Origin of the sequence: Amycolatopsis sp. NPDC047767 (assembly GCF_040704195.1) — a bacterium.
Classification (GTDB): Bacteria; Actinomycetota; Actinomycetes; order Mycobacteriales; family Pseudonocardiaceae; genus Amycolatopsis.
Genome location: NZ_JBEYSJ010000004.1, coordinates 426547 through 445164 on the forward strand (window position 1 = coordinate 426547; position 18618 = coordinate 445164).

At 72.9% G+C, this 18618-nt stretch carries 13 protein-coding genes; 5 read left to right on the forward strand and 8 right to left on the reverse strand.

Annotation, left to right across the window (positions count from 1 at the left end):
- Positions 1 to 56 precede the first annotated feature (56 nt).
- Both AB0878_RS10870 and AB0878_RS10875 read left to right on the forward strand, forming a co-directional pair.
- The gene (locus AB0878_RS10870) at positions 57 to 2249 is read left to right on the forward strand and encodes an alpha/beta fold hydrolase (RefSeq protein ID WP_366578648.1); all 2193 of its coding nucleotides are present in this window, start codon (positions 57 to 59) and stop codon (positions 2247 to 2249) included.
- Positions 2246 to 2704, forward strand: coding sequence for a DUF417 family protein (locus tag AB0878_RS10875; RefSeq protein ID WP_366578650.1), 459 nt, complete (start codon positions 2246 to 2248; stop codon positions 2702 to 2704). The genes AB0878_RS10870 and AB0878_RS10875 overlap by 4 nt, the downstream gene beginning before the upstream one ends.
- Before the next feature lie 2 nt (positions 2705 to 2706).
- On the opposite strand, the gene AB0878_RS10880 is transcribed toward AB0878_RS10875, so the two are convergent.
- The 3 genes from AB0878_RS10880 to AB0878_RS10890 form a co-directional block, all read right to left on the reverse strand.
- Positions 2707 to 3540, reverse strand: coding sequence for an alpha/beta hydrolase (locus tag AB0878_RS10880; protein WP_366578652.1), 834 nt, complete (start codon positions 3538 to 3540; stop codon positions 2707 to 2709).
- A 140-nt stretch (positions 3541 to 3680) separates the two neighbouring features.
- Positions 3681 to 4208, reverse strand: coding sequence for a GNAT family N-acetyltransferase (locus AB0878_RS10885; protein WP_366578654.1), 528 nt, complete (start codon positions 4206 to 4208; stop codon positions 3681 to 3683).
- A gap of 10 nt (positions 4209 to 4218) precedes the next feature.
- On the reverse strand, positions 4219 to 5253 hold the full coding sequence (locus AB0878_RS10890) for a nucleotide kinase domain-containing protein (protein WP_366578656.1): 1035 nt from the start codon (positions 5251 to 5253) through the stop codon (positions 4219 to 4221).
- A 105-nt stretch (positions 5254 to 5358) separates the two neighbouring features.
- Between AB0878_RS10890 and AB0878_RS10895 the strand changes: the two genes are divergently transcribed.
- Complete coding sequence (locus AB0878_RS10895) at positions 5359 to 10497, forward strand: MupA/Atu3671 family FMN-dependent luciferase-like monooxygenase (protein ID WP_366578658.1); 5139 nt, start codon at positions 5359 to 5361, stop codon at positions 10495 to 10497.
- 335 nt (positions 10498 to 10832) lie between these two features.
- Here the strand turns inward: AB0878_RS10895 and AB0878_RS10900 are convergent, their stop codons facing one another.
- The 5 genes from AB0878_RS10900 to AB0878_RS10920 all read right to left on the reverse strand — a co-directional run bounded on the left by AB0878_RS10900 (position 10833) and on the right by AB0878_RS10920 (position 16358).
- Positions 10833 to 13337, reverse strand: a complete 2505-nt coding sequence (locus AB0878_RS10900; protein ID WP_366578660.1) for a LuxR C-terminal-related transcriptional regulator — start codon at positions 13335 to 13337, stop codon at positions 10833 to 10835.
- A gap of 64 nt (positions 13338 to 13401) precedes the next feature.
- The gene (locus tag AB0878_RS10905; protein WP_366578662.1) at positions 13402 to 13620 is read right to left on the reverse strand and encodes an MbtH family protein; all 219 of its coding nucleotides are present in this window, start codon (positions 13618 to 13620) and stop codon (positions 13402 to 13404) included.
- A 62-nt stretch (positions 13621 to 13682) separates the two neighbouring features.
- Positions 13683 to 14906: a hypothetical protein gene (locus AB0878_RS10910; RefSeq protein WP_366578664.1), complete on the reverse strand. Its 1224-nt coding sequence runs from the start codon at positions 14904 to 14906 to the stop codon at positions 13683 to 13685.
- Between the two features lie 81 nt (positions 14907 to 14987).
- The gene (locus tag AB0878_RS10915; RefSeq protein ID WP_366578666.1) at positions 14988 to 15176 is read right to left on the reverse strand and encodes a hypothetical protein; all 189 of its coding nucleotides are present in this window, start codon (positions 15174 to 15176) and stop codon (positions 14988 to 14990) included.
- Positions 15177 to 15332: 156 nt separating this feature from the next.
- Positions 15333 to 16358: a LuxR C-terminal-related transcriptional regulator gene (locus AB0878_RS10920; protein ID WP_366578668.1), complete on the reverse strand. Its 1026-nt coding sequence runs from the start codon at positions 16356 to 16358 to the stop codon at positions 15333 to 15335.
- A gap of 298 nt (positions 16359 to 16656) precedes the next feature.
- On the opposite strand from AB0878_RS10920, the gene AB0878_RS10925 reads away from it, so the two are divergent.
- Together AB0878_RS10925 and AB0878_RS10930 are read left to right on the forward strand one after the other, a co-directional pair.
- Complete coding sequence (locus AB0878_RS10925) at positions 16657 to 17751, forward strand: [LysW]-lysine hydrolase (protein WP_366578670.1); 1095 nt, start codon at positions 16657 to 16659, stop codon at positions 17749 to 17751.
- Complete coding sequence (locus tag AB0878_RS10930; RefSeq protein ID WP_366578672.1) at positions 17748 to 18617, forward strand: RimK family alpha-L-glutamate ligase; 870 nt, start codon at positions 17748 to 17750, stop codon at positions 18615 to 18617. The genes AB0878_RS10925 and AB0878_RS10930 overlap by 4 nt, the downstream gene beginning before the upstream one ends.
- Position 18618 lies beyond the last annotated feature (1 nt).

Below are 18618 nucleotides of genomic sequence, written 5' to 3' on the forward strand. Positions count from 1 at the left end.
CGTCGGTGCGAGTGGCGTGCCGGCGTGGCGGGGCCGACGGCGGAGGAGGGCGGAGCATGGCGGACACGGCTACGCCTGCGTCGGCCGGCGGTACCTCGGACGGGCCGGGCCGGGCGGATCAGCCGCGCGGGCAGGTGCAGCCGGGGCAGCCGACCCAACCCGGTCAGCCGACCCAACCCGGTCAGCCGAGCCAACCCGCTCAGCCGGGCGCTGCGGCGCGGCTTCGCTCACCCGCCTACCTGCGTCTGCTGGTGCTCGCCGCGATCATCGGGGTGCCCATCTCCGCGGCGGCGTACTTCTTCCTCCAGCTGGTCGGCGCCCTCCAGAGCTGGGTGTACACCGATCTGCCGCGCGCGCTCGGGTTCGGGGGGCCGCCGTGGTGGTGGCCGGTGCCGCCGTTGGTGCTGTGCGGGGTGCTGGTCGCGGTCGCGGTGCGGTACCTGCCCGGTGGGGGCGGCCATCCGCCCGTCTACGGGTTCACGCCCGGCCAGCAGCCGACGCCGATACAGCTGCCGGGAGTGCTGCTGGCCGCATTGGCGACGCTCGGGCTGGGGGCGGTGCTCGGGCCCGAAGCGCCGCTGATCGCCCTCGGTGCCGGCCTCGGGGTGTGCGCGGTGCGGCTCGCCCGCCCGCATGCGCCGAAGCAGGTCGGTGCCGTGGTGGCGGCGACGGGGAGCTTCGCGGCGATCAGCGCGCTGCTCGGGTCGCCGATCCTGGGCGCGTTCCTGCTGATGGAGGCGTCCGGGCTGGCCGGCGCGACCATGGGGCTGGTGCTGCTGCCCGGTCTGCTGGCCGCCGGGATCGGCACGTTGCTCTTCATCGGCCTCGACTCGCTGACCGGCCTGGGCGCGGCGTCGCTGGCGTTGCCCGAGCTGCCGCCGTTCACCCACCCCGACCTCGCGCAGTTCGGCTGGGCACTCGGCATCGGCGCGGCCGCGGCGGTGCTGGGCACGGGCATTCGCCGGCTGTCGCTGCTGCTGCACTCGCGCGTGGAAAACCACGTCCTGCTGCTGACCCCCGTGGCGGGCCTCGTGGTCGCCGGGCTCGCGATCGCCTACACCGCCGCGGGCGGCAGCCTGTCGGACGTCCTGTTCTCCGGCGAGACGGCGCTGCCGACGCTGCTGGAGACCAGCGCGGCGTACTCGGTTCCGATGCTGCTGCTCCTGCTGGCCTGCAAGGGACTCGCGTACGGCGTGACGCTGTCGGCATTCCGCGGCGGCCCGATCTTCCCGGCGATGTTCCTCGGCGCCGCGGGCGGCATCGCGCTGTCGCACCTGCCGGGGCTGCCGCTCGTCGCCGGGGTGGCGATGGGAATCGGCGCGATGTGCGTGGTCATGCTGCGCCTGCCGCTGACGTCCGTCCTGCTCGCCACGCTGCTGCTTTCGTCCGACGGGCTGGCCGTGATGCCGCTGGTGATCGTGGCGGTGGTCGTGGCCCACGTGGTGGCCGCGTGGCTCGGCCCGCGCGAGGGTTCACTAGCCGGGGGTGATGAGGCGACGGCGCCCGCCGCGCCAGTCTCCAAGGGCCCTGAAACGGCTGCCCCGGGAGGAACCGGCATGGCTCAACGTCCGAACATCGTTCTCGTCCACGGCGCGTGGGCCGACGGTTCCAGCTGGAGCGCGGTGATCGAGCGCCTGCAGGCCGACGGCTTCCGGGTCACCGCGCCGCAGTTCGCGGAGGCGTCGCTGGCCGGCGACGTCGCGCGGCTGCGCCAGGTGCTGGCCCGCCAGGACGGCCCGACGATCGTCGCCGGACACTCGTACGGCGGTCAGATCATCACCGCGCTGGGGACCGACGCGCCGAACGTCGTCGGCCTGGTCTACGTCGCCGGGTTCGGCCTCGACGAGGGCGAGACGATCGGCAAGCTGCTGGAAAAGGGCCCCGTGAGCCCGGCGCTGGCGCACCTCGACGTCGACAAGCAGGGCTTCGCGTGGCTGCCCGAGGACGACTTCGTGAACCACTTCGCCGCCGACGTCGACCCGGTGAAGGCGCGGGTCATGTTCGCCGTGCAGCAGCCCCTCGCGTTCTCGGCCCTCGAAGAGGTGATGGGTGCTCCGGCGTGGAAGTCGCACCCGGCGTGGTTCCTGGTCGCCGAGGGCGACCAGGCGATCCCGCCTGACGCCCAGCGGCAGTTCGCCGCGCGCATGAAGGCCACGACCGTCGAGGTCGCGACGAATCACGTCGCGATGGTCTCCCACCCCGACGACGTGCTGCGGCTCATCGCGAGCGCGGTCCAGGCCGTGCGGTGACGAGTGTCCCGGGCGCACTGGCCGCCGCCGCGCTGCCGGTGATGCGGTACGGGCTGACGACGTGCTTCGTGTGGGTCGGGGTGCTGAAGTTCCAGGACTACGAGATCGAGAACGCGGAGCCCCTCGTCACCGCGAGCCCGCTCACCGCGTGGCCGCGGAAGAAGTGGGGCGCCCGCAACCTCGGCCGGGTCATCGGGACCACGCAGATCGTGCTGGGCTCCCTGATCGCGGCGAAGCCGCTCGTGCCCCGTGCGTCCGCCGCCGGCAGTCTCGGGGCCGCGGCGATGATGGTCGGCACGCTCAGTTTCCTCGTCACCACACCGGAAGCGTGGCGCGAGGGGCACCGGATGTCGCAGCTGTCCGTGCTCGGCGAGGCCCTCCTGAAGGACGGGGTGCTGCTCGGCGCCTCCCTTCTGACCGCCGCGGACTCGCTGAGCGCCGCCGACCATTCGTAGGTTCAGGCCCGGTGCACGGCCTCGAGGATGACTCGGGTGACGACGTCGGGATGCGTGATGAACGACAGGTGGCCCGAGTCGACCACCGTCGTGCGCGCCTTCATCCGGGCGGCCACGAAGCGCTGGAGCTCGGGTGACGTCGTGCGGTCGGCCGTGGTGATCACGTAGCTGCTCGGCTTGGTTTCCCAGGCGGCGACGGTGGTTTTGGTCGCGAAGAGATCCTGCGCGACGCGGCCCTGGACGGCGTAGAGGACCCGCGCCTGGGCGGTGGGGACGCCGTTGGCGAAGTCGTTGAGGAACGCGTCTTCGGTCAGGTGGCCGAAACCGTTCTGGTACACCAGGCCCGCACTGGCCGGCGCGGCCGGGAACCGCGCGGTGAGCGCGGGGTAGTCCTCGCCGGCCCTCGGCGCCCGCGCGGACAGGTAGACGAGCGAGTCGACGGCGGGGTGGTCACCGGCCTGGCTGATCACCGAACCGCCGTAGGAGTGGCCCACGAGGACGGTCCGGCCGCTCTGCAGGTCGAGCTCACGCCGCGTCGCGGCCACGTCGTCGTCGAGCGAGGTCAACGGATTCTGCACCGACGTGACCGTGATCCCGGCGGCTTGCAGCCGCGGGATCACCTCCGCCCAGCACGACCCGTCGGCGTACGCGCCGTGGACGAGCACGACGGACCGCCGCGCCACGGGCCGCGTGACCGCGCCCGCCGAACCCGGCACGGCGAGCGCGACCCCGGCGGCGCCCAGCGCAGCGATGCCCGCGAAGGACCGCCGGGTCAGTCGCGCCGGGGATCCCGTGGTGCCCGGATTCTCGGGATGGTGCGGTTCTGTGCGCTTCATGGCTGAGAACTCCCCTTGTCGGCAGTCGATACCGTCTGTCCACTGTGGCCCCACACGGCGTCCGGCCATGATCACGTTACGCCGCGGCCCGGGGCCCAGCTGGAGGCTTTCGGGTAAGGACTGTCCCTTGACAAGGGGACTCAATCGGCCTCGGCGGTCGGATGCCAGACACCGAACCACTGCTCGGCGCCGAACTCTTCGAACTTCTCGACCTCGGTGAACCCCAGCTTCGCCGCGAGCCGCATCGAGCGCTCGTTGGCGGTCCGGGTGCAGAGCACCACCGGTTCGCCGGCTCCTGCGAACCAGCCGAGCACCGCCGTGCACGCCTCTTCGGCGTACCCGAATCCCCACGCGCGCGGCAGGAACAGGTAGCCGATCTCGGTCGTCTCGGCGCCAGGCCGGAACCGGCCCGGACGCGCCGCGTCGCGCCGGTCGAGCGTGATCATGCCGATCGTCTCCCCGTCGAGTTCGACCACGAAGAAACCGAAGCGCCGCCCGGGCACCTCGGGCGCGGTGCGTTCGAGCTCGTCGCGCGATTGCGGGCCGCCGAGGTAGGTCCCGACCTCGGGTGAGGCGAGCAGTTCGATCACGGCCGCGCGGTCGCGCGCCTCGGACTGGCGGAGCACGAGCCGCGCCGTCCTGATCGGGGCGGGGGGCCAGGAGGTCATGAAGCGCAACCTATCGCGGGACCACGACTGCCGCGGCTTGCGCTCGGACGGCTTCGGTGATGCCCCACTTCGGCGGGAACCACGGAGCCGGCATCGGGTCGCCGTTGCGGTGGTACTGCTGCTTGATGCGGGTCCGTCCGGAGATGCTGGGGACGGCCGGGTGCGCGACGCGGGCGTATTTGTCGACTTCGCAGAACAGGTTCTGGCAGTCGACGAGGTGCAGGCGGCGGCCGCCCAGGGACGCGAAGCGCAGGCCGAGCCGAGCGAAGTGGGCTTCTTGCGTCTCGGACATGTACGCGATCACCGCGTCCTCGATGCCGTGGGCGGCGGGGCCGAAGCACTTGCGGATGCCGTCGCGCGCGCCCGGGCCGGCGACGACGAAGTCGTTTTCCGAGAAGTCCAGCACGGCCGTGTAGTTGAGGTCGATCGAGAACTGGAACGCCAGGAAGTCGCCGAGGCCCGGATAGGCGCGCAGCAGCGCGAACACGTTCGCCAGGCCGTGGGCGTCCTGGAGCTTCTCGGCGAGGCCGTCGTGGATCATCGTCTCGGCGAGCAGCAGGTGGTCGTGGTGCTTGCGGGTGCCGCCCAGCCGGGGTGGCGGGATGATGTAGGCGGGGGAGTACAGCGCGTGCCGGGCCGCGTCGAGGACCGCGCGGGCCGCCGCCGGCTGCCACGACGCCCACGTGACGGTGCCGAGCTCGGCCTCCAGCAGGCGCCAGGTGTCGATCTTGTTGAAGAACTTGAACAGCAGCATCCGGAAGACCACGTCGCGCGGCTCTTGCGGGCCGCCGTAACCCACGTCGTGGATGGCGAACTGGCTCACCCGGTCCGCCGCGCGGTAGCAGTTCGTGAACCGGTGGCGGGCGAGGATCGGATCAGTCGGCGCAGGCCCGTTGTCGCGCAGCCGCGCGAAGTACGCGTCCTGGCGCGCGGCGGCGAAACGCCAGTACGTGTCGAAAACCGGGCTCGGCCGCAGCCGCCGTCCCGCGACGGTGATGTCGGGAACGGGTTCGCTCACCGCGGCGGTGGGAGCGGCGTTCTGCATGGACCGAACGTACCGCGGCCGGGTAGGGCAAACGCCCGACTGCCGCCCGGCCGGCGGGTGCCACAAGCTGCTCGGTGCCCGTGTGCCGAGTGAAGGAGCTTGAAGGTGCAGCCACATGTCGAAGACCGGTTGGCCGGTCTGTCCGGACGGGAGAGGGCGCAGCTGCTCGCCGAGCTTCGTGCGGTGCGGCGGCGCCGGGCGGAGGAGGAGCGGATCGCGCCGGTGCCGCGGGACGAGCCGTTGCCGCTGTCCTACGCACAGCAGCGGCTGTGGTTCCTCGAGGAGTGGGGCGAGGGGCAGGCGGGGTACAACAGCCCGCTGGCCCTGCGGCTGCAGGGCCCCCTCGACTCGGATCTGCTGAGGTCCGCGCTGGCCGCGGTGGTCGCGCGGCACGAGACGTTGCGCACGCGCTACGTGGCGACCACGGACGGCCCGAGGCAGGTCGTCGAGCCGCCGCGGGAGCCGGAGCTGCGGCACGTGGACCTCACGGCCGTGCCGCAGGCTAGGCGGGACGAGGAGATCCAGGCGCTGGCCGACGCCGAGGCGCGACGGCCGTTCGACCTGGCCTCGGGCACGATGCTGCGGGCGACACTCGCGTGCGTGGCCGAGGACGACCACGCGCTCGTCCTCGCCATGCACCACATCGCGACCGACGGCTGGTCGACCGAGCGCCTCATCGAGGAGCTGGCCGAGTGCTACCTCGCCGGTGCCGCCGGGCGTGAGCCGGTGCTGCGCGAGCTGCCGGTGCAGTACGCGGACTACGCCGTGTGGCAGCGCGGCCGGGTCGAGAACGACGCGGCCGGCCTGCTGGCCTACTGGCGGGAGCGGCTCGCCGGCCTCCCCACGCTCGAGTTCCCGACGGACCGCCCCCGCCCGGCCAACCCGACGTGGACCGGCGACGTCGTGACGGGCGTGCTGCCCGCGCCGCTGCACCGTGACCTCGAAGCGTTCGCCGGCGCCGAGCGCACCCGCCTTCTGCCGGTCCTGGTCGCGGGGCTGAGCGCGCTGATGACCCGCTACACCGGGCAAGAGGACGTGCCGCTCGGGTCGGTGTTCTCCGGCCGCAGCCGCACCGAGGTCGACCCGTTGATCGGGTACTTCGCCAACACGGTCGTGCTGCGCACCTCGACGGCGGGCGAGCCCACGTTCCGCGAGCTCGTCGCCCGCGCGAGCGAGGCCGTGTTCGACGCCCACCGCCACCAGGACCTCCCGTTCGAGCAGGTCGTCTCGGCGCTGAGCCCGGACCGCGACCCGAGCCGCAACCCGCTGTTCCAGTTCGCGATCTACCCCATCGGCAAGAAGCTCGACACGATGCGCATGGGCGACATCGAGCTCACCGGCGTGCCGCTGCACATGGGAGCGTCGAAGTTCGACTGCACCGTCGGTATCTCCGAGCGCCCGGACGCGGGCGGCATCGAGCTGATGACCGAGTACGCGACGGAGCTGTTCGACCGCGCCACGATCGAGCGGATGCTGGGCCACCTGCGCCGGCTGCTCGAAGCGGCGCTCGCCCGACCGGACGTGCCCGTCGGCGAGCTCGACATGTTGACCGCCGAGGAACGGCACGAGCTGGTGGTGCGCGCCAACGACACCGCGGTCGACGTCCCGCCGAGCGCCGGGGTGCACGCGGAGTTCGCGCAGTGGGCGCGGCGGACGCCGGACGCCACGGCGCTGGTGCACGACGGTGTCGAGATCGGTTACGCCGACCTGGACCGCCGCGCCAACGGGGTCGCGCACCGGCTGCGCGCGCTGGGCGTCGGCCCGGGCTCGCTCGTGGGCGTGTGCCTGCGCCGGTCGCCGCAGCTGATCACCGGGCTGCTCGGCGTACTGAAGGCAGGCGCCGCTTACGTGCCGCTCGACCCGGCCTACCCGGCCGCGCGGCTCGGCCACGTGCTCGCGGACGCGGAGCTCGCGGCCGTGCTCGTCGACGAGGCCGGCCGTGAGGTGATCGACCGGGCCGGCGCGAGCCAGGCGGACGCCCCGCGCCTGCTGGAACTGCTCGAGTCCGACGAGCCGGCCGACGAACCGCCGTCCGCGGAAACCGACGAGCACAGCCTCGCCTACCTGATCTACACCTCGGGCTCCACCGGGCGGCCGAAGGGCGTGATGGTCGAGCACGGACAGCTGCTCAACCTGTTCACCGGCCTCGACGAACGTCTCGGCGCCGACCGCGGCACGTGGCTGGCCACCAGCAGCGTGTCGTTCGACATGTCCGGTGTGGAGCTCTTCTGGACGCTCACCCGGGGGTTCACGGTCGTGCTGGCCGACGGCAAGCCGCACGAGCTGCTGGGCACCGACCGCCGCGCCGCGCGCAAGCCCGTGGACTTCGGGCTGTTCTACTTCGCGAGTGACGACGGGCCGTCCGACGACCATTACCGGCTCCTGATCGAGGGCGCGAAGTTCGCCGACCGCAACGGGTTCTCCGCCGTCTGGACGCCCGAGCGGCACTTCCAGGAGTTCGGCGGACTGTTCCCCAGCCCTTCGGTGACCGCCGCCGCGGTCGCGATGGTGACCGAGCGCGTCTCCGTGCGCGCGGGCAGCGTGGTGCTGCCCCTGCACCACCCGGTGCGTGTCGCCGAGGAATGGTCGGTCGTCGACAACCTCTCGCACGGGCGCGCCGGCGTCGCCTTCGCGTCGGGCTGGATGCCGGACGACTTCGTGTTCGCCCCGGACGACTACGCCGACCGCAAGCAGGTGATGATCGACGCGATCGCCACCGTGCGGAAGCTGTGGGCGGGGGAGAAGGCGACGTTCCGCGGCGGCCACGGCAAGGACGTCGAGGTCGGCATCCGGCCGCGGCCGGTGCAGGACGAGATCCCGGTGTGGCTCTCCTCCGGCGGCTCCGACAGCACGTTCCGCGCCGCCGGCGAGCTGGGCGTCAACATCCTCACCCACCTGCTGGGGCAGGACCTCGACGAGCTCGAGCGGCTCATCGACGTGTACCGCGTGGCCTATCGCGAGCACCACGGCGAGGGTGGCCGCGTCACGCTGATGCTGCACGCGTTCGTGGACCCCGACCGCGAGAAGGTGCTGCGGACGGTGCGCGAGCCGTTCAAGAACTACCTGCGCACCTCGCTGGGCCTCGCGAAGATCCTCGGCCAGCGGATGGGCATGGACTTCGACCCGCGCACCATCACCAAGGACGACCTCGACGCGTTGCTGGACCACGCTTTCGACCGCTACGTCGGCTCCAGCGGCCTGTTCGGCACCCCCGACGAGTGCCTCGCGCTCGTCGACGAGCTGGGCGCCATCGGTGTCGACGAGGTCGCCTGCCTCGTCGACTTCGGCGTGGGCACCGACGACGTGCTGGCGAGCTTGGAGCACCTCAACACCGTGCGCGAGCGCAACCAGCGCCCGCAAGAGCCCGGCGACGAGCGTCCGACGTGGGCCGAGCTCGTGCGCCGCCACGGCGTCACGCACTTCCAGTGCACCCCCGCCATGGCGCAGCTGCTCGCCGACGACGAGGACGCGGCCGACGCGATGACGGGCCTGCGCCGGCTGCTGGTCGGCGGCGAGGCGCTGCCGACGGGGCTCGCGCGCCGCCTGCGTGAGCTGACCGGGGACGCCCTGCACAACATGTACGGCCCCACTGAAACCACCATCTGGTCCACCACGAACCCGGCGGACGGCACGGACGACGACCTCGTCACTGCGTCGCTCGGGCGGCCGATCGCCAACACCGAGGTGTACGTCCTGGACGCCCGGCGCCGGCTGGTGCCCGCCGGGGTCCCCGGCGAGCTCTACATCGGCGGGCTCGGCGTGACCAGGGGCTACTACCGGCGCCCCGAGCTGACCGCCGAACGTTTCGTGCCCAGCCCCTTCGGCGCCGGCCCGCGCCTCTACCGCACCGGCGACGTCGTGCGGCGCCTCGCGGACGGCCGCCTGGAGTTCCTCGGCCGCGCCGACCACCAGGTGAAGGTCCGCGGCTTCCGCGTGGAGCTCGGCGAGGTGGAGAACGTGCTGCGCGAGCACCCGCACGTCTCCGGTGCCGTCGTGGTGGCGAAGGGGGAGATCGGCGCGCAGCACCTCGTCGCCTACGTGGTCGGCGCGGCGGCGCCGGACGCCGAAGCGCTGCGCGCGTTCACGGCGGGCCGGCTGCCGGAGTACATGCTGCCAGCCCGGTGGGTCCGCCTCGACGATTTCCCGTTGAACCCCAACGGAAAGGTGGACCGGTCGAAGCTGCCCGACCCGGGCGCGGAGTCGGGTCCGGTGTCGCAACCGCCGCGCACGCCGTTCGAACGCGAGCTGGCGAAGGTGTGGGCCGAGGTGCTCGGCGTGCCCGAGGTCGGGATCCACGACAACTTCTTCCACCTCGGGGGCCACTCGATCGCCGTGATCCGGGTGGTGGACCTCGCGACCCGGCGCGGGCTCGCGATCACGGCCCGGCAGCTGTTCGCGCACCAGACCATCGCCGGGCTCGCCGCCTCCGCGGGCACCGACGAGCCCGGCTCGGGCACCCTCGTCCGCCTGACCGCGGACGGCAGCGAGCCGCCGCTGTTCCTCGTGCACTCCAGCACGGGCAACACGGTGCCCTACGTGGCGCTGGCCCGGCTGCTCGGCACGGACCGGGCGTGTTTCGGCGTCGACGCGGACGAGATCGTGCCCGGCGCGCAGGTCGAGAGCATCGACACGCTGGCGCAGCGGTACGTCGCCGCGGTCCGGGAGGTGCAGCCCTCCGGGCCGTACCACCTCGTGGGCTGGTCGCTCGGCGGCGGGCTCGCGTGGGCGATGGCCGCCCGGTTGCGCGCGGCCGGCGAGGCGGTGGAGCTGCTCGCGCTGCTCGACACCCAGCCCCCGACGGGCCTCGACGAGCCGCTGGGACACGCCGAAGCGGTGTGCGCCTTCGCGGAGAGCTTCTCGTTGTCGGTGGGTGCCGGGCGGGTCGTCCCGGACATCACGCGGCTGCGCGGCCTCGGGCACGAGGAGCAGTACACGGCCGTGCTGGGCGAGCTCGCCGCCGCCGGACTGATCCGCGCCGAGGAACGGGACCACGTGCTCGGGCGCGCCCGGATGTTCGTCGCGCTGACGATCGCCGCGTCCGTGTGGCCCGCGCCGGCCTACGACGGCGACGTCGACCTGTTCGTCGCCGAGTCCGGCGACGAACACTGGCTGCGCGACGGCTGGCAGCCCTACTCCCCCGCCCTGCGCGTGCATCGGGTTCCGGGTGACCACTTCGGACTGCTGCGGCCCGGCAACGTCGAGGTACTGGCGGGCAAGCTGCGGGCGGTGATCACGAAGAGCTGACCTCATCGATGGCGAAGCCGCCCCTGGGACGTTCCCGGGGGCGGCTTCGTTGTCGTGTGTGGACAGTGGCTGGGTTGTTGATGAACCTGGGCGGGGAAGCCGGGTGACCCCGTCCGGCGTGCTGCTGTTCCCGGGCCGTCGGGCGGTGTTGTTCTTCTGGTGTTTCTGGGTACTCGGGCGGGCTTTGACGTCGTGTGGGCGGTGGTTCGGCCGTGCTGGACCCGGGCGGGGAAAACGGACGACCCTTGGGGCTGCCCGGCATGCAGCTGAACCCGGACAGCGAAAAGCCGGGCGACCCTGTCGGGCCGCCCGGCTTTCCTGTGCTTTCCCGGTGCTCAGGCGGGGATGGTCTCCAGCTGTTTCTTCACCGGCCTCGGCCGGGCCTTGACGGCCGAGCCGCCCACCAGGCTGGCGATCTCGCTTCGCGACGAGACCTCCAGCTTCCCGAAGATCCGGCTCAGGTGCGTCTCGACCGTCTTGTGGCTCACCCCGAGCGTGCGGGCGATCTGGCGGTTCGTGCGCCCCTCGCTCACGAGCTTCGCGATCTGGAACTCCCGCTGGCTCAACGTGAACGAGGTCCCGGCCGCCGGGGTTGCGGTCTCGCCGCGGGCGGCGGCCACCGAGGCGGCGAGCATTGCCGAGGAGCACTGCTCGGCGAGCACCTGGGCGCTGTCCAGGTAGGCGGCGGCGCGGCCGGGATCGCCGAGCTCTGCCGACGCCAGGGCGGCCGCGACCTGCGCCCGACACACGACCGGGCGGTGGCCGGCCGCCGTGGCGAGGCGGAGTGCTTCGAGAGACCGGACGAGCTTCTCCACGGCAGTGGGCGCGAACCGGGCGGCGAGCAGTTCGGCACGGGCCAGCTGGCCGGGCAGGCCGAGGCCGGTCGCCACGGCGAGGGCCCGGCGTGCCCCGTCGGCGTCGGACGGCGTGGCCGCCTCGGCGAGGTCGAGCACGGCCCACGCCGGCAGGACATCCGATGTGGACGGCCCGGGCGCACCCGCTGCGGCGGCGACCGAGCGCAGGTGCGGCGCGAGCGCCGTGTCGGTGCGCAGCGCCTCCTGGCACAGAGAAAACGCCTCCTGCGGATCCGCGGCGGCCAAGGCGACACGCGCCGCGAGCCAGCACGCCAAGGCCCGCAACCCGGCCCGCTCCGGTGGCGCCAGGCGCAGGGCGGTGGCCGCGTGTTCGCGAGCCGCGGCCTGCCGGCCCTGGCGCAGGTGGACGGTTCCCGCACCGACCAGCAGCGGGACGAGCGCGGGCCACCGGCCGGCCGAGCGGGCGAGCTCGATCCCGCGGTCGAAGTGCCGCAACGCCGCGGAATCTTCCTCGAGGTGGGTTTCGGCCCACCCCACCGCCGCCACCAGGCCCAGTTCGGTCAGCAGATCGTCGTCGCTGTGGCGGTCCGTGAGTTCCGCGGCCGCGGACGCCGAGCGGCGGGCCGAAGCGGGTTCGCCGGCGGCGAGGCGGGCGAGCGCGTGCAACGCCAGGGCGTGGGCACGCACGAGTTCGGGCGCCCGGCTCGCCGCGAGCACGGCTTCGGCGGCCCAGTCGTCCGGCGCCGGGCCGAACATCGTGGTCTCCGCCAGCGCCACGGCGTGGGCGCTGCGGTCGTCGCCCGGGCCCATCCGGGCGAGCGCGTCCTGCAGCACGCGCCGGGCCTCGGCGTCCTCGCCGGTCACCCTGGCGAGCCCGGCCGCGACGAGGGCGGCGTCCTGGTCGCCGACCGGCAGCGCCGCCAGCGCCGCGGCGGTGTCGGACGTTCGCCCCGCGGCGAGGCTCGTGCGCGCCAGCGCGGTCAGCAGGCCGCGGCGCCGGGTGTCCTGCGCGGGGGGTTCCGGCAGCAGCCGCAGGGCCGCGGCGTACCAGTCGGCGGCGGTCGCCGGGTCGTGGACCTCGGTGGCCGCAGCGGCTTCGGCGAGCGCCCCGGCGCCGAGACCATCGCCGGCCCGGCCCGCCCGTTCGACGTGCTCGGCGAATCGCACGGCCGGCTGCCCGTCCGCCCGCAGCGCGTCCGCGGCCCGGCGGTGGGCGCCGATCCGCCAGCCCGCCGGGGCACTGCGGTAGGTGACCTCGCGCAGCGCGGGGCTGCGGAACACGAACGCCGCCGGGCCGGGGCCGGCTCGGACGACGTCGGCCGCCAGCAGCTCGTCGAGAGCGGGCAGCACGGTGCTCGCCTCGACATCGGCGACGCGGGCCACCAGCTCGGGCTCGAACGGATCGCCGGCGACGGCGGCCGCCTGGGCGGCGAGCCGGGTTGCCTCCGGAAGCCGCGCCGTCTCCGCGAGCAGCGCGTTCGCCGCCGGACCGTCCGGTCCTTCGAGCATCAGGGCCAGCCGACCGGGGTTTCCGGCGCACTGCCGGTGGGCGCGTTCGCGCTCCTCGCCGTCGAGCCACCCTTCGCACAACGGCTCGAAATCCTGTGCTGCCAACGGTTCCAGCACCAGCTCGACCCGGGCGTACGACGTGAGCGCCGCGGCCAGCGCCGGGCCGGTCTGGCGCGGCCGCCGGGCGAGCACCAGCACGATGCCCCGGCGCGGCCTGCGGGCCAGCGCGGTCACCGCGTCCGCCCACTCGGCGTCGGCCAGGTGCGCGTCGTCGGCGAGCACGACCAGCGGCCCGAGCACGTCGGGCACGCCGGCCTCGATCGCGGTCACGACGTGCGCGCCCGCGTCACGGGCCAGCCGGCCGAACTCGGCCAGCAGCCGGCTCTTGCCGAGCCCGGGATCGCCTCGCACGTCGGCGATCACGGTGCGCCCCGCCGCCGATTCGGGCAGCAGTCTGGTGAGCACGGCGAGCTCACGCGTGCGGCCGGCGAACCGGCCGTCGGATTGGTGAAGCATCTGCACTCCCGTATCCATCCCCAGTCTGGTGCGGGCGAGCCCGGAGCGGACTCGCCCGCGCGGCTCACTGGGCGCGGTCGCCCGCCATCGCGCGGCGCAGGCTCAGCGGCCGCATGTCGGTCCACACCTCGTCGATGTGCGCCAGGCACTCGTCCTTCGTGCCGGTCACCCCGGCCTCGCGCCAGCCGGCGGGGATCTCGCGCGCGGCGGACCAGATGGAGTACTGCTCCTCGTCGTTCACGACCACGCGGTAGGTGGTGGTGTCCTCGTCGTTTTCGAACATGGCGGTGCCCTTCCAGGAATTGCGGGAATCGGGGAAAAGGAGTTCAGCTCGGGAAAAGGTGTTCAGAACTGCGGTGCGTAATGCAGCGCGAGTGCGGTGGCGCGCCGGCGGATCGTGGTCAGGACGGATTCGTCCGCAACGCAGCCGCCGTGTCCGTCGGGACGCAGGACGGCGAGCGCGTCGTCCAGCAGCCGGGCGCAGGCGTCGAACCCGGTGGCGTCACAGCCGTGCTGGGTCAGCGATGCGGTGGAGACGAGCAGCCCGCCGGCCGCCCGTTCGTCGCCCGGGTCCACCGGAACCCGGTGCGGGGTAACGGAAATCCCGGCCGCGGCGAGTTCCCTGGCCGCGGCGGTGCCGCTGAAACCGCGCGCGGTGAGATCGAGCAGCACGAGATGGGTGTCGGTGCCGCCGGAGACGAGTTCGTGCCCCTCGGCGCGCAGGCGCGTGGCCACCGTCCGGGCGTGGCGGACCATGCGCTTGGCGATGCGGTGGAACCGGTCCGAGCCGGCCATGGCGAGCGCGCCCGCTTTCGCGGTCAGCTCGTCGACGTCGGCGCTGTCCGGGGGCGCGGCGTACACGAGCTTGCCCAGGCGTTGCGAGAGCGTTCGCCCGTTCCCGCCGAACGGGACGCTCGCGTCGCGGCCGGAGAGGATCATCGCGCCGTCGCCGCCGCCGAGGTGCTCGTCGGTGGCGGCCACCGTCACGTGCGCGACGTCGACGGGATTGGGGTGGACCTGGGCCGCGACCAGTGCCGTCATCGCCGAGATGTCGGCCACCAGAAGGGCTTCGTGCTCGTCGGCGATGCGCCGAAGCCGCGCGAAGTCGAAGCGCCGCGGGTGCGCGGCCGATCCGCAGAGGACGACCGAGGGCCGGAACTCGCGGGCCAGGTCCTCCGCCGCGTCGAGGTCGACGTGGCCGTCCGGCCCGACGCCGTAGGCGATGCGCCGCAGGCCGTTCGCGGATGGGGGTGCGACGTGGATTCCTTGCGCCAGCCAGAAGTCGAGGACGGTGTCCCCGGGTTCTGCCAGCCGGGACAGCACGTGGCCGAGCGCTAGCGCGGTGGTGCGCGGGGTGGGGTCCACGTGCCAGGCCCCGAAAACCCTGCGGCCCAGTGCGGCGGCGGTGCGCTGCGCTTCGGCGAGCTTCGCCCGATCGGCGGTGGTGCGCGGGACCCACGCGGCGCGGGCGGGCTGTGCCGTGCCGGGCGCGGCGAGGATGAGGGGCGCCGGCCGGGCGGGCGGATCGGCCCGGTCCCGCACCACCTCGGTGGCGTTTGCGAGTGTCATGGGAGTGGACGCTCCTGGTTCCTGCTCGGGGCAACGGATCGGCGTCGCCGCGGTGCGTGGATCACCGCCGCGGCAGGGGGTTCACCACTCGATGCCACCGGCGTCGGAGCCGCTGCCGCCGTCCTTCGGGTTGTCCGAAGAAGCGGACACGAAGTGCTGGGCGGCGGTCTGCGGCGCGGCGGTGGCGAGGTCGGCGGCGACGGCCTGGACCGTCACGGCGGCGGCGGCGAAAGCGACGAGGGCGACAGCGCGACGGGCGACGTTCGACATGCGGGGCTCCTTGGTTCGGTGTCCGGGGAGGTGTTTCCCGGTGGTTCCCGGGTTCCTCCGGCACGACCGAGTTTTCCCGAACCGAGGAGGGGAAAACAGGGGTTACCAACCTCAAGAAGCTGCGTGGCAACAAGTTACGCGGGCGGCGCCGCCCAGTCAGTCGAGCAACCCACGCTGGTGGGCCAGCACTCCGGCCTGGAATCGGCTCTGCGCGCCCAGGGAGTTGGTCAGGTCGGCGATGTACCGCCTACAGGTACGTACCGAGATGCCGAGGCGGCGCGCGATCACTTCGTCCTTCGCGCCGGCGGCCATTTGCATCAGGATCGACTGCGTCAGCTCGTCCAGCGTCTCGTCCGTGTCGTCGGCCGCCAGCACCGGGAACGGCCGCGCCGAGTGCCACAGCAGTTCGAACGCGTCGAGCAGATGGCTCACGACGGCCGGTTCGCGCACGATCACCGCGCCACCCTTGGGATCCCCGTCCACGGGCGGCAGGAAGGCCACCTCGCGGTCGAAGACGATGAGTCTTCGCGGCACGATCGGAGTCGTCCGCACGTGCGCGCCGCCCTTCGCCACCGCGGTCACGTACCGCTGGGTGGGAATGTGCTGGCGCGCCGAGTGCTGCAGCATCGAGCGCATGACGACGCCGCGCTCCAGCACCATGAGGTCGCGGCCCAGGCTCCGGCTGAGCTGGTCTTCGGCCATGCCGCTGCCCGGGTGCGCGATGTGCACCTCGCGGCGGCAGCGCCGCGCGAGATCGGCGAGCAGGTGCCGGACCATCGCGACGTCCTCGACCACGTCGATCGCCTCGGCCTGACGTCGGACCTGGCGCGCCTCGAAGTAGGTCGGCAGCAGTGCGAGCAGCTCGCGCCGCACGGCCTCCTGCGCGGCCTCGCGCCGGCGCAGCTCGGCTTCCTCCGACGTGAGCAAGGCGGAAACGGCCGAGTCGGGCCCGATCGCGTCGTACTGGCGGTTGGAGTCGAGCGAGGGGCGCAGCAACATGAGATCGGTGAGTGAACCGATGAGCTCCCGGAGGTAGTTCTCGTCGAACCCGAGCTGCGTGCTCGCTTCCGCGATCGTCCAGGCCGGATGGCCTACTGCGAGTTTGTACAGAAGGACTGCGTCCGGGGTCAGTCGGGTCACCAGATCGGCGAGATCGCCGACCACCTGCACTTCTCGCGTCACAATCCGCAGTATTCCGGGCGCGCAAGAGTTCGGTCGAACACTGTCCGGCGTTGTGGCTGGTGGCGTCTGACAGTCTTCCCCATCTTGTCCGTATTGGGCAGAAGATCGGGCAGATTCTCTGCCCTGGAGTGCGCTGCGGCCGGGGTCGTGCTTGTCCACGGTCCGCACCCGGACGGTCGCGGAAAAGTCGGGGCAATGCCCGACGTGTCCAGACCACTGGCGGTTGACACGCTCGATGCCGGGTCCCGCCGAGCGAGACCCTCCGATTCCGTTCGAACCCGGGAATTGCGAGGCTGTCATGATCACCGACCCCTCGGGCGCGGTGTCCCTTCTGCGTGAAATGGTCGGTTTACGCTCTTTCTCTGGTTCTGAGCGTGAGCTGGCCACCTGGCTCGTGCGCCGGCTCACCGGCGCGGGGCTGAGGTCCTGGCTCGACGAGGCCGGCAACGTGCACGCGGTCGCCGGCTCGGAAGACGGCCCGGAGCTGATGCTGCTGGGCCACCTCGACACAGTCCCCGGCGAGGTGCCGGTCCGCGTCGAGGGCGACGTGCTGCACGGGCGCGGCGCCGTCGACGCGAAGGGACCCCTGGCGGCCTTCCTCTGTGCCGCGGCCCGGCTCGACGGCCGGATCCCGGCCCGGGTACACGTGGTCGGCGCGGTGGACGAGGAACGGACCTCGACCGGCGCGCGCCACCTCGTGCGTTCGATGCCCGCCCCCGACGCCGTGGTGATCGGCGAACCGAGCGGGGCCGACGCGGTCGGGGTCGGTTACAAGGGCATGCTGCGCTACCGCCTCGACGTGCGCAGGCCCTCGGCCCACACGAGCTCGCCGGACGCGACGGCGGCGGAGGTCGCCGCGGCGCACTGGGCGCGTGCGTGCGACTGGCTCGACCTTGCGTACTCCGGCACGAGCGCGCGGTTCGACCAGGCGTCGCTCGCGCTCGTGCGGATCGAGGGCGACCTGGAGACGGCGGAGCTGGAGGTTTCGTGCCGCGTGCCGCCGGACTTCGACGTCGAGCGGTTCGCCGGGCTCCTGCGCGAGTGGGCACCGGGCGACCGCGTGACGGTCCACGAGAGCGTGCCCGCCGTGCGATCGAGCCGGACCGACCCGGTGGTGCGCGCTCTGAGCGCGGCGATCCGCGGCGGCGGCTTCCGGCCCGGGACGAAGCTCAAGCTCGGCACGTCGGACTGGAACGTCGTCGGTCCGGTGTGGGACGTGCCCGTGGCGGCGTACGGACCGGGCGACTCGAAGCTGTGCCACACACCCGAGGAGCACCTGTCGCTGACCGAGTACCTGCGGGCCGTCGACGTGCTCACCGAAGCGCTGCCCCGGCTGGCCGGTGCCCTCCGGCCCGTGGTGACCGCCGGGGCGGGGAGAAGGGCGACACCGTGACCAACGACCGACGACCCCTCGCGGTCCTGACCTCCCGCATCAGGCTGGAGGAACGGCTGATCCTGCAGGAGCTGCGCCGACGCGACGTCGAGTTCGAGCAGGTGGACACGCGCCGCCTGGTCTTCCGCCTCGACGGCCCGCTGGAGGTGCCCTACCGCGGGGCCGTGACCCGGGAGATCTCCCACACCCGCAGCGCCTACGGCGCCCGGCTGCTCGAACACGCCGGGGTGCCGGTGGTGAACGGCTCGCGGCTGATCACGCTGTGCGGGGACAAGCTCCTGACCACGCTCGCGCTGCGCGAAGGCGGGGTCCGCACCCCGCGCACGATGGCGGCGCTGGTGCCGGAGGCTGCGCTCGACGAGCTGGACCGCTTCGGCTACCCGGCCGTCGTCAAGCCGCTCACGGGATCGTGGGGCCGGCTCGCGGCGCGGCTGGCCGACCACGAGAGCGCCGAGGCGATCCTCGAACACCGCGCGGCGTTCCCCGGGCCCGTCAACCAGATCACCTATGTGCAGGAGTACGTGGACAAGCCGGGCCGAGACATCCGCGCCTACGTGTTCGGCACGGAGGTCGTCGGCGCCACCTACCGCGTGTCCGACCACTGGCGCACCAACGTCGCGCGCGGCGGCCGCTCGGAGGTGTGCGTGCCGACCGACGAGCTGACCAAGCTGCTCTCCGCGACGGCCGAGGCGATGGGCGAGGGCGTGCTCGGGGTGGACGTGTTCGAAGACCGGGAAGGCAGGTTGTATGTGAACGAGGTCAACCACACCCCCGAGTTCCACGGCGCGGTCGAGGCGCTGGGCGAGGATCTCGTGACGCGGTACGTGGACTACGTGCTCGGGCAGCTCGACCTCTGGGCGGCGTGAT

Coding starts and splice junctions, on each gene's coding strand:
- AB0878_RS10870 (WP_366578648.1), top strand. CDS start 57: ATGGCGGACACGGCTACGCCTGCGTCGGCCGGCGGTACCTCGGACGGG.
- AB0878_RS10880 (WP_366578652.1), bottom strand. CDS start 3,540: ATGAAGCGCACAGAACCGCACCATCCCGAGAATCCGGGCACCACGGGA.
- AB0878_RS10885 (WP_366578654.1), bottom strand. CDS start 4,208: ATGACCTCCTGGCCCCCCGCCCCGATCAGGACGGCGCGGCTCGTGCTC.
- AB0878_RS10890 (WP_366578656.1), bottom strand. CDS start 5,253: ATGCAGAACGCCGCTCCCACCGCCGCGGTGAGCGAACCCGTTCCCGAC.
- AB0878_RS10900 (WP_366578660.1), bottom strand. CDS start 13,337: ATGCTTCACCAATCCGACGGCCGGTTCGCCGGCCGCACGCGTGAGCTC.
- AB0878_RS10905 (WP_366578662.1), bottom strand. CDS start 13,620: ATGTTCGAAAACGACGAGGACACCACCACCTACCGCGTGGTCGTGAAC.
- AB0878_RS10910 (WP_366578664.1), bottom strand. CDS start 14,906: ATGACACTCGCAAACGCCACCGAGGTGGTGCGGGACCGGGCCGATCCG.
- AB0878_RS10915 (WP_366578666.1), bottom strand. CDS start 15,176: ATGTCGAACGTCGCCCGTCGCGCTGTCGCCCTCGTCGCTTTCGCCGCC.
- AB0878_RS10925 (WP_366578670.1), top strand. CDS start 16,657: ATGATCACCGACCCCTCGGGCGCGGTGTCCCTTCTGCGTGAAATGGTC.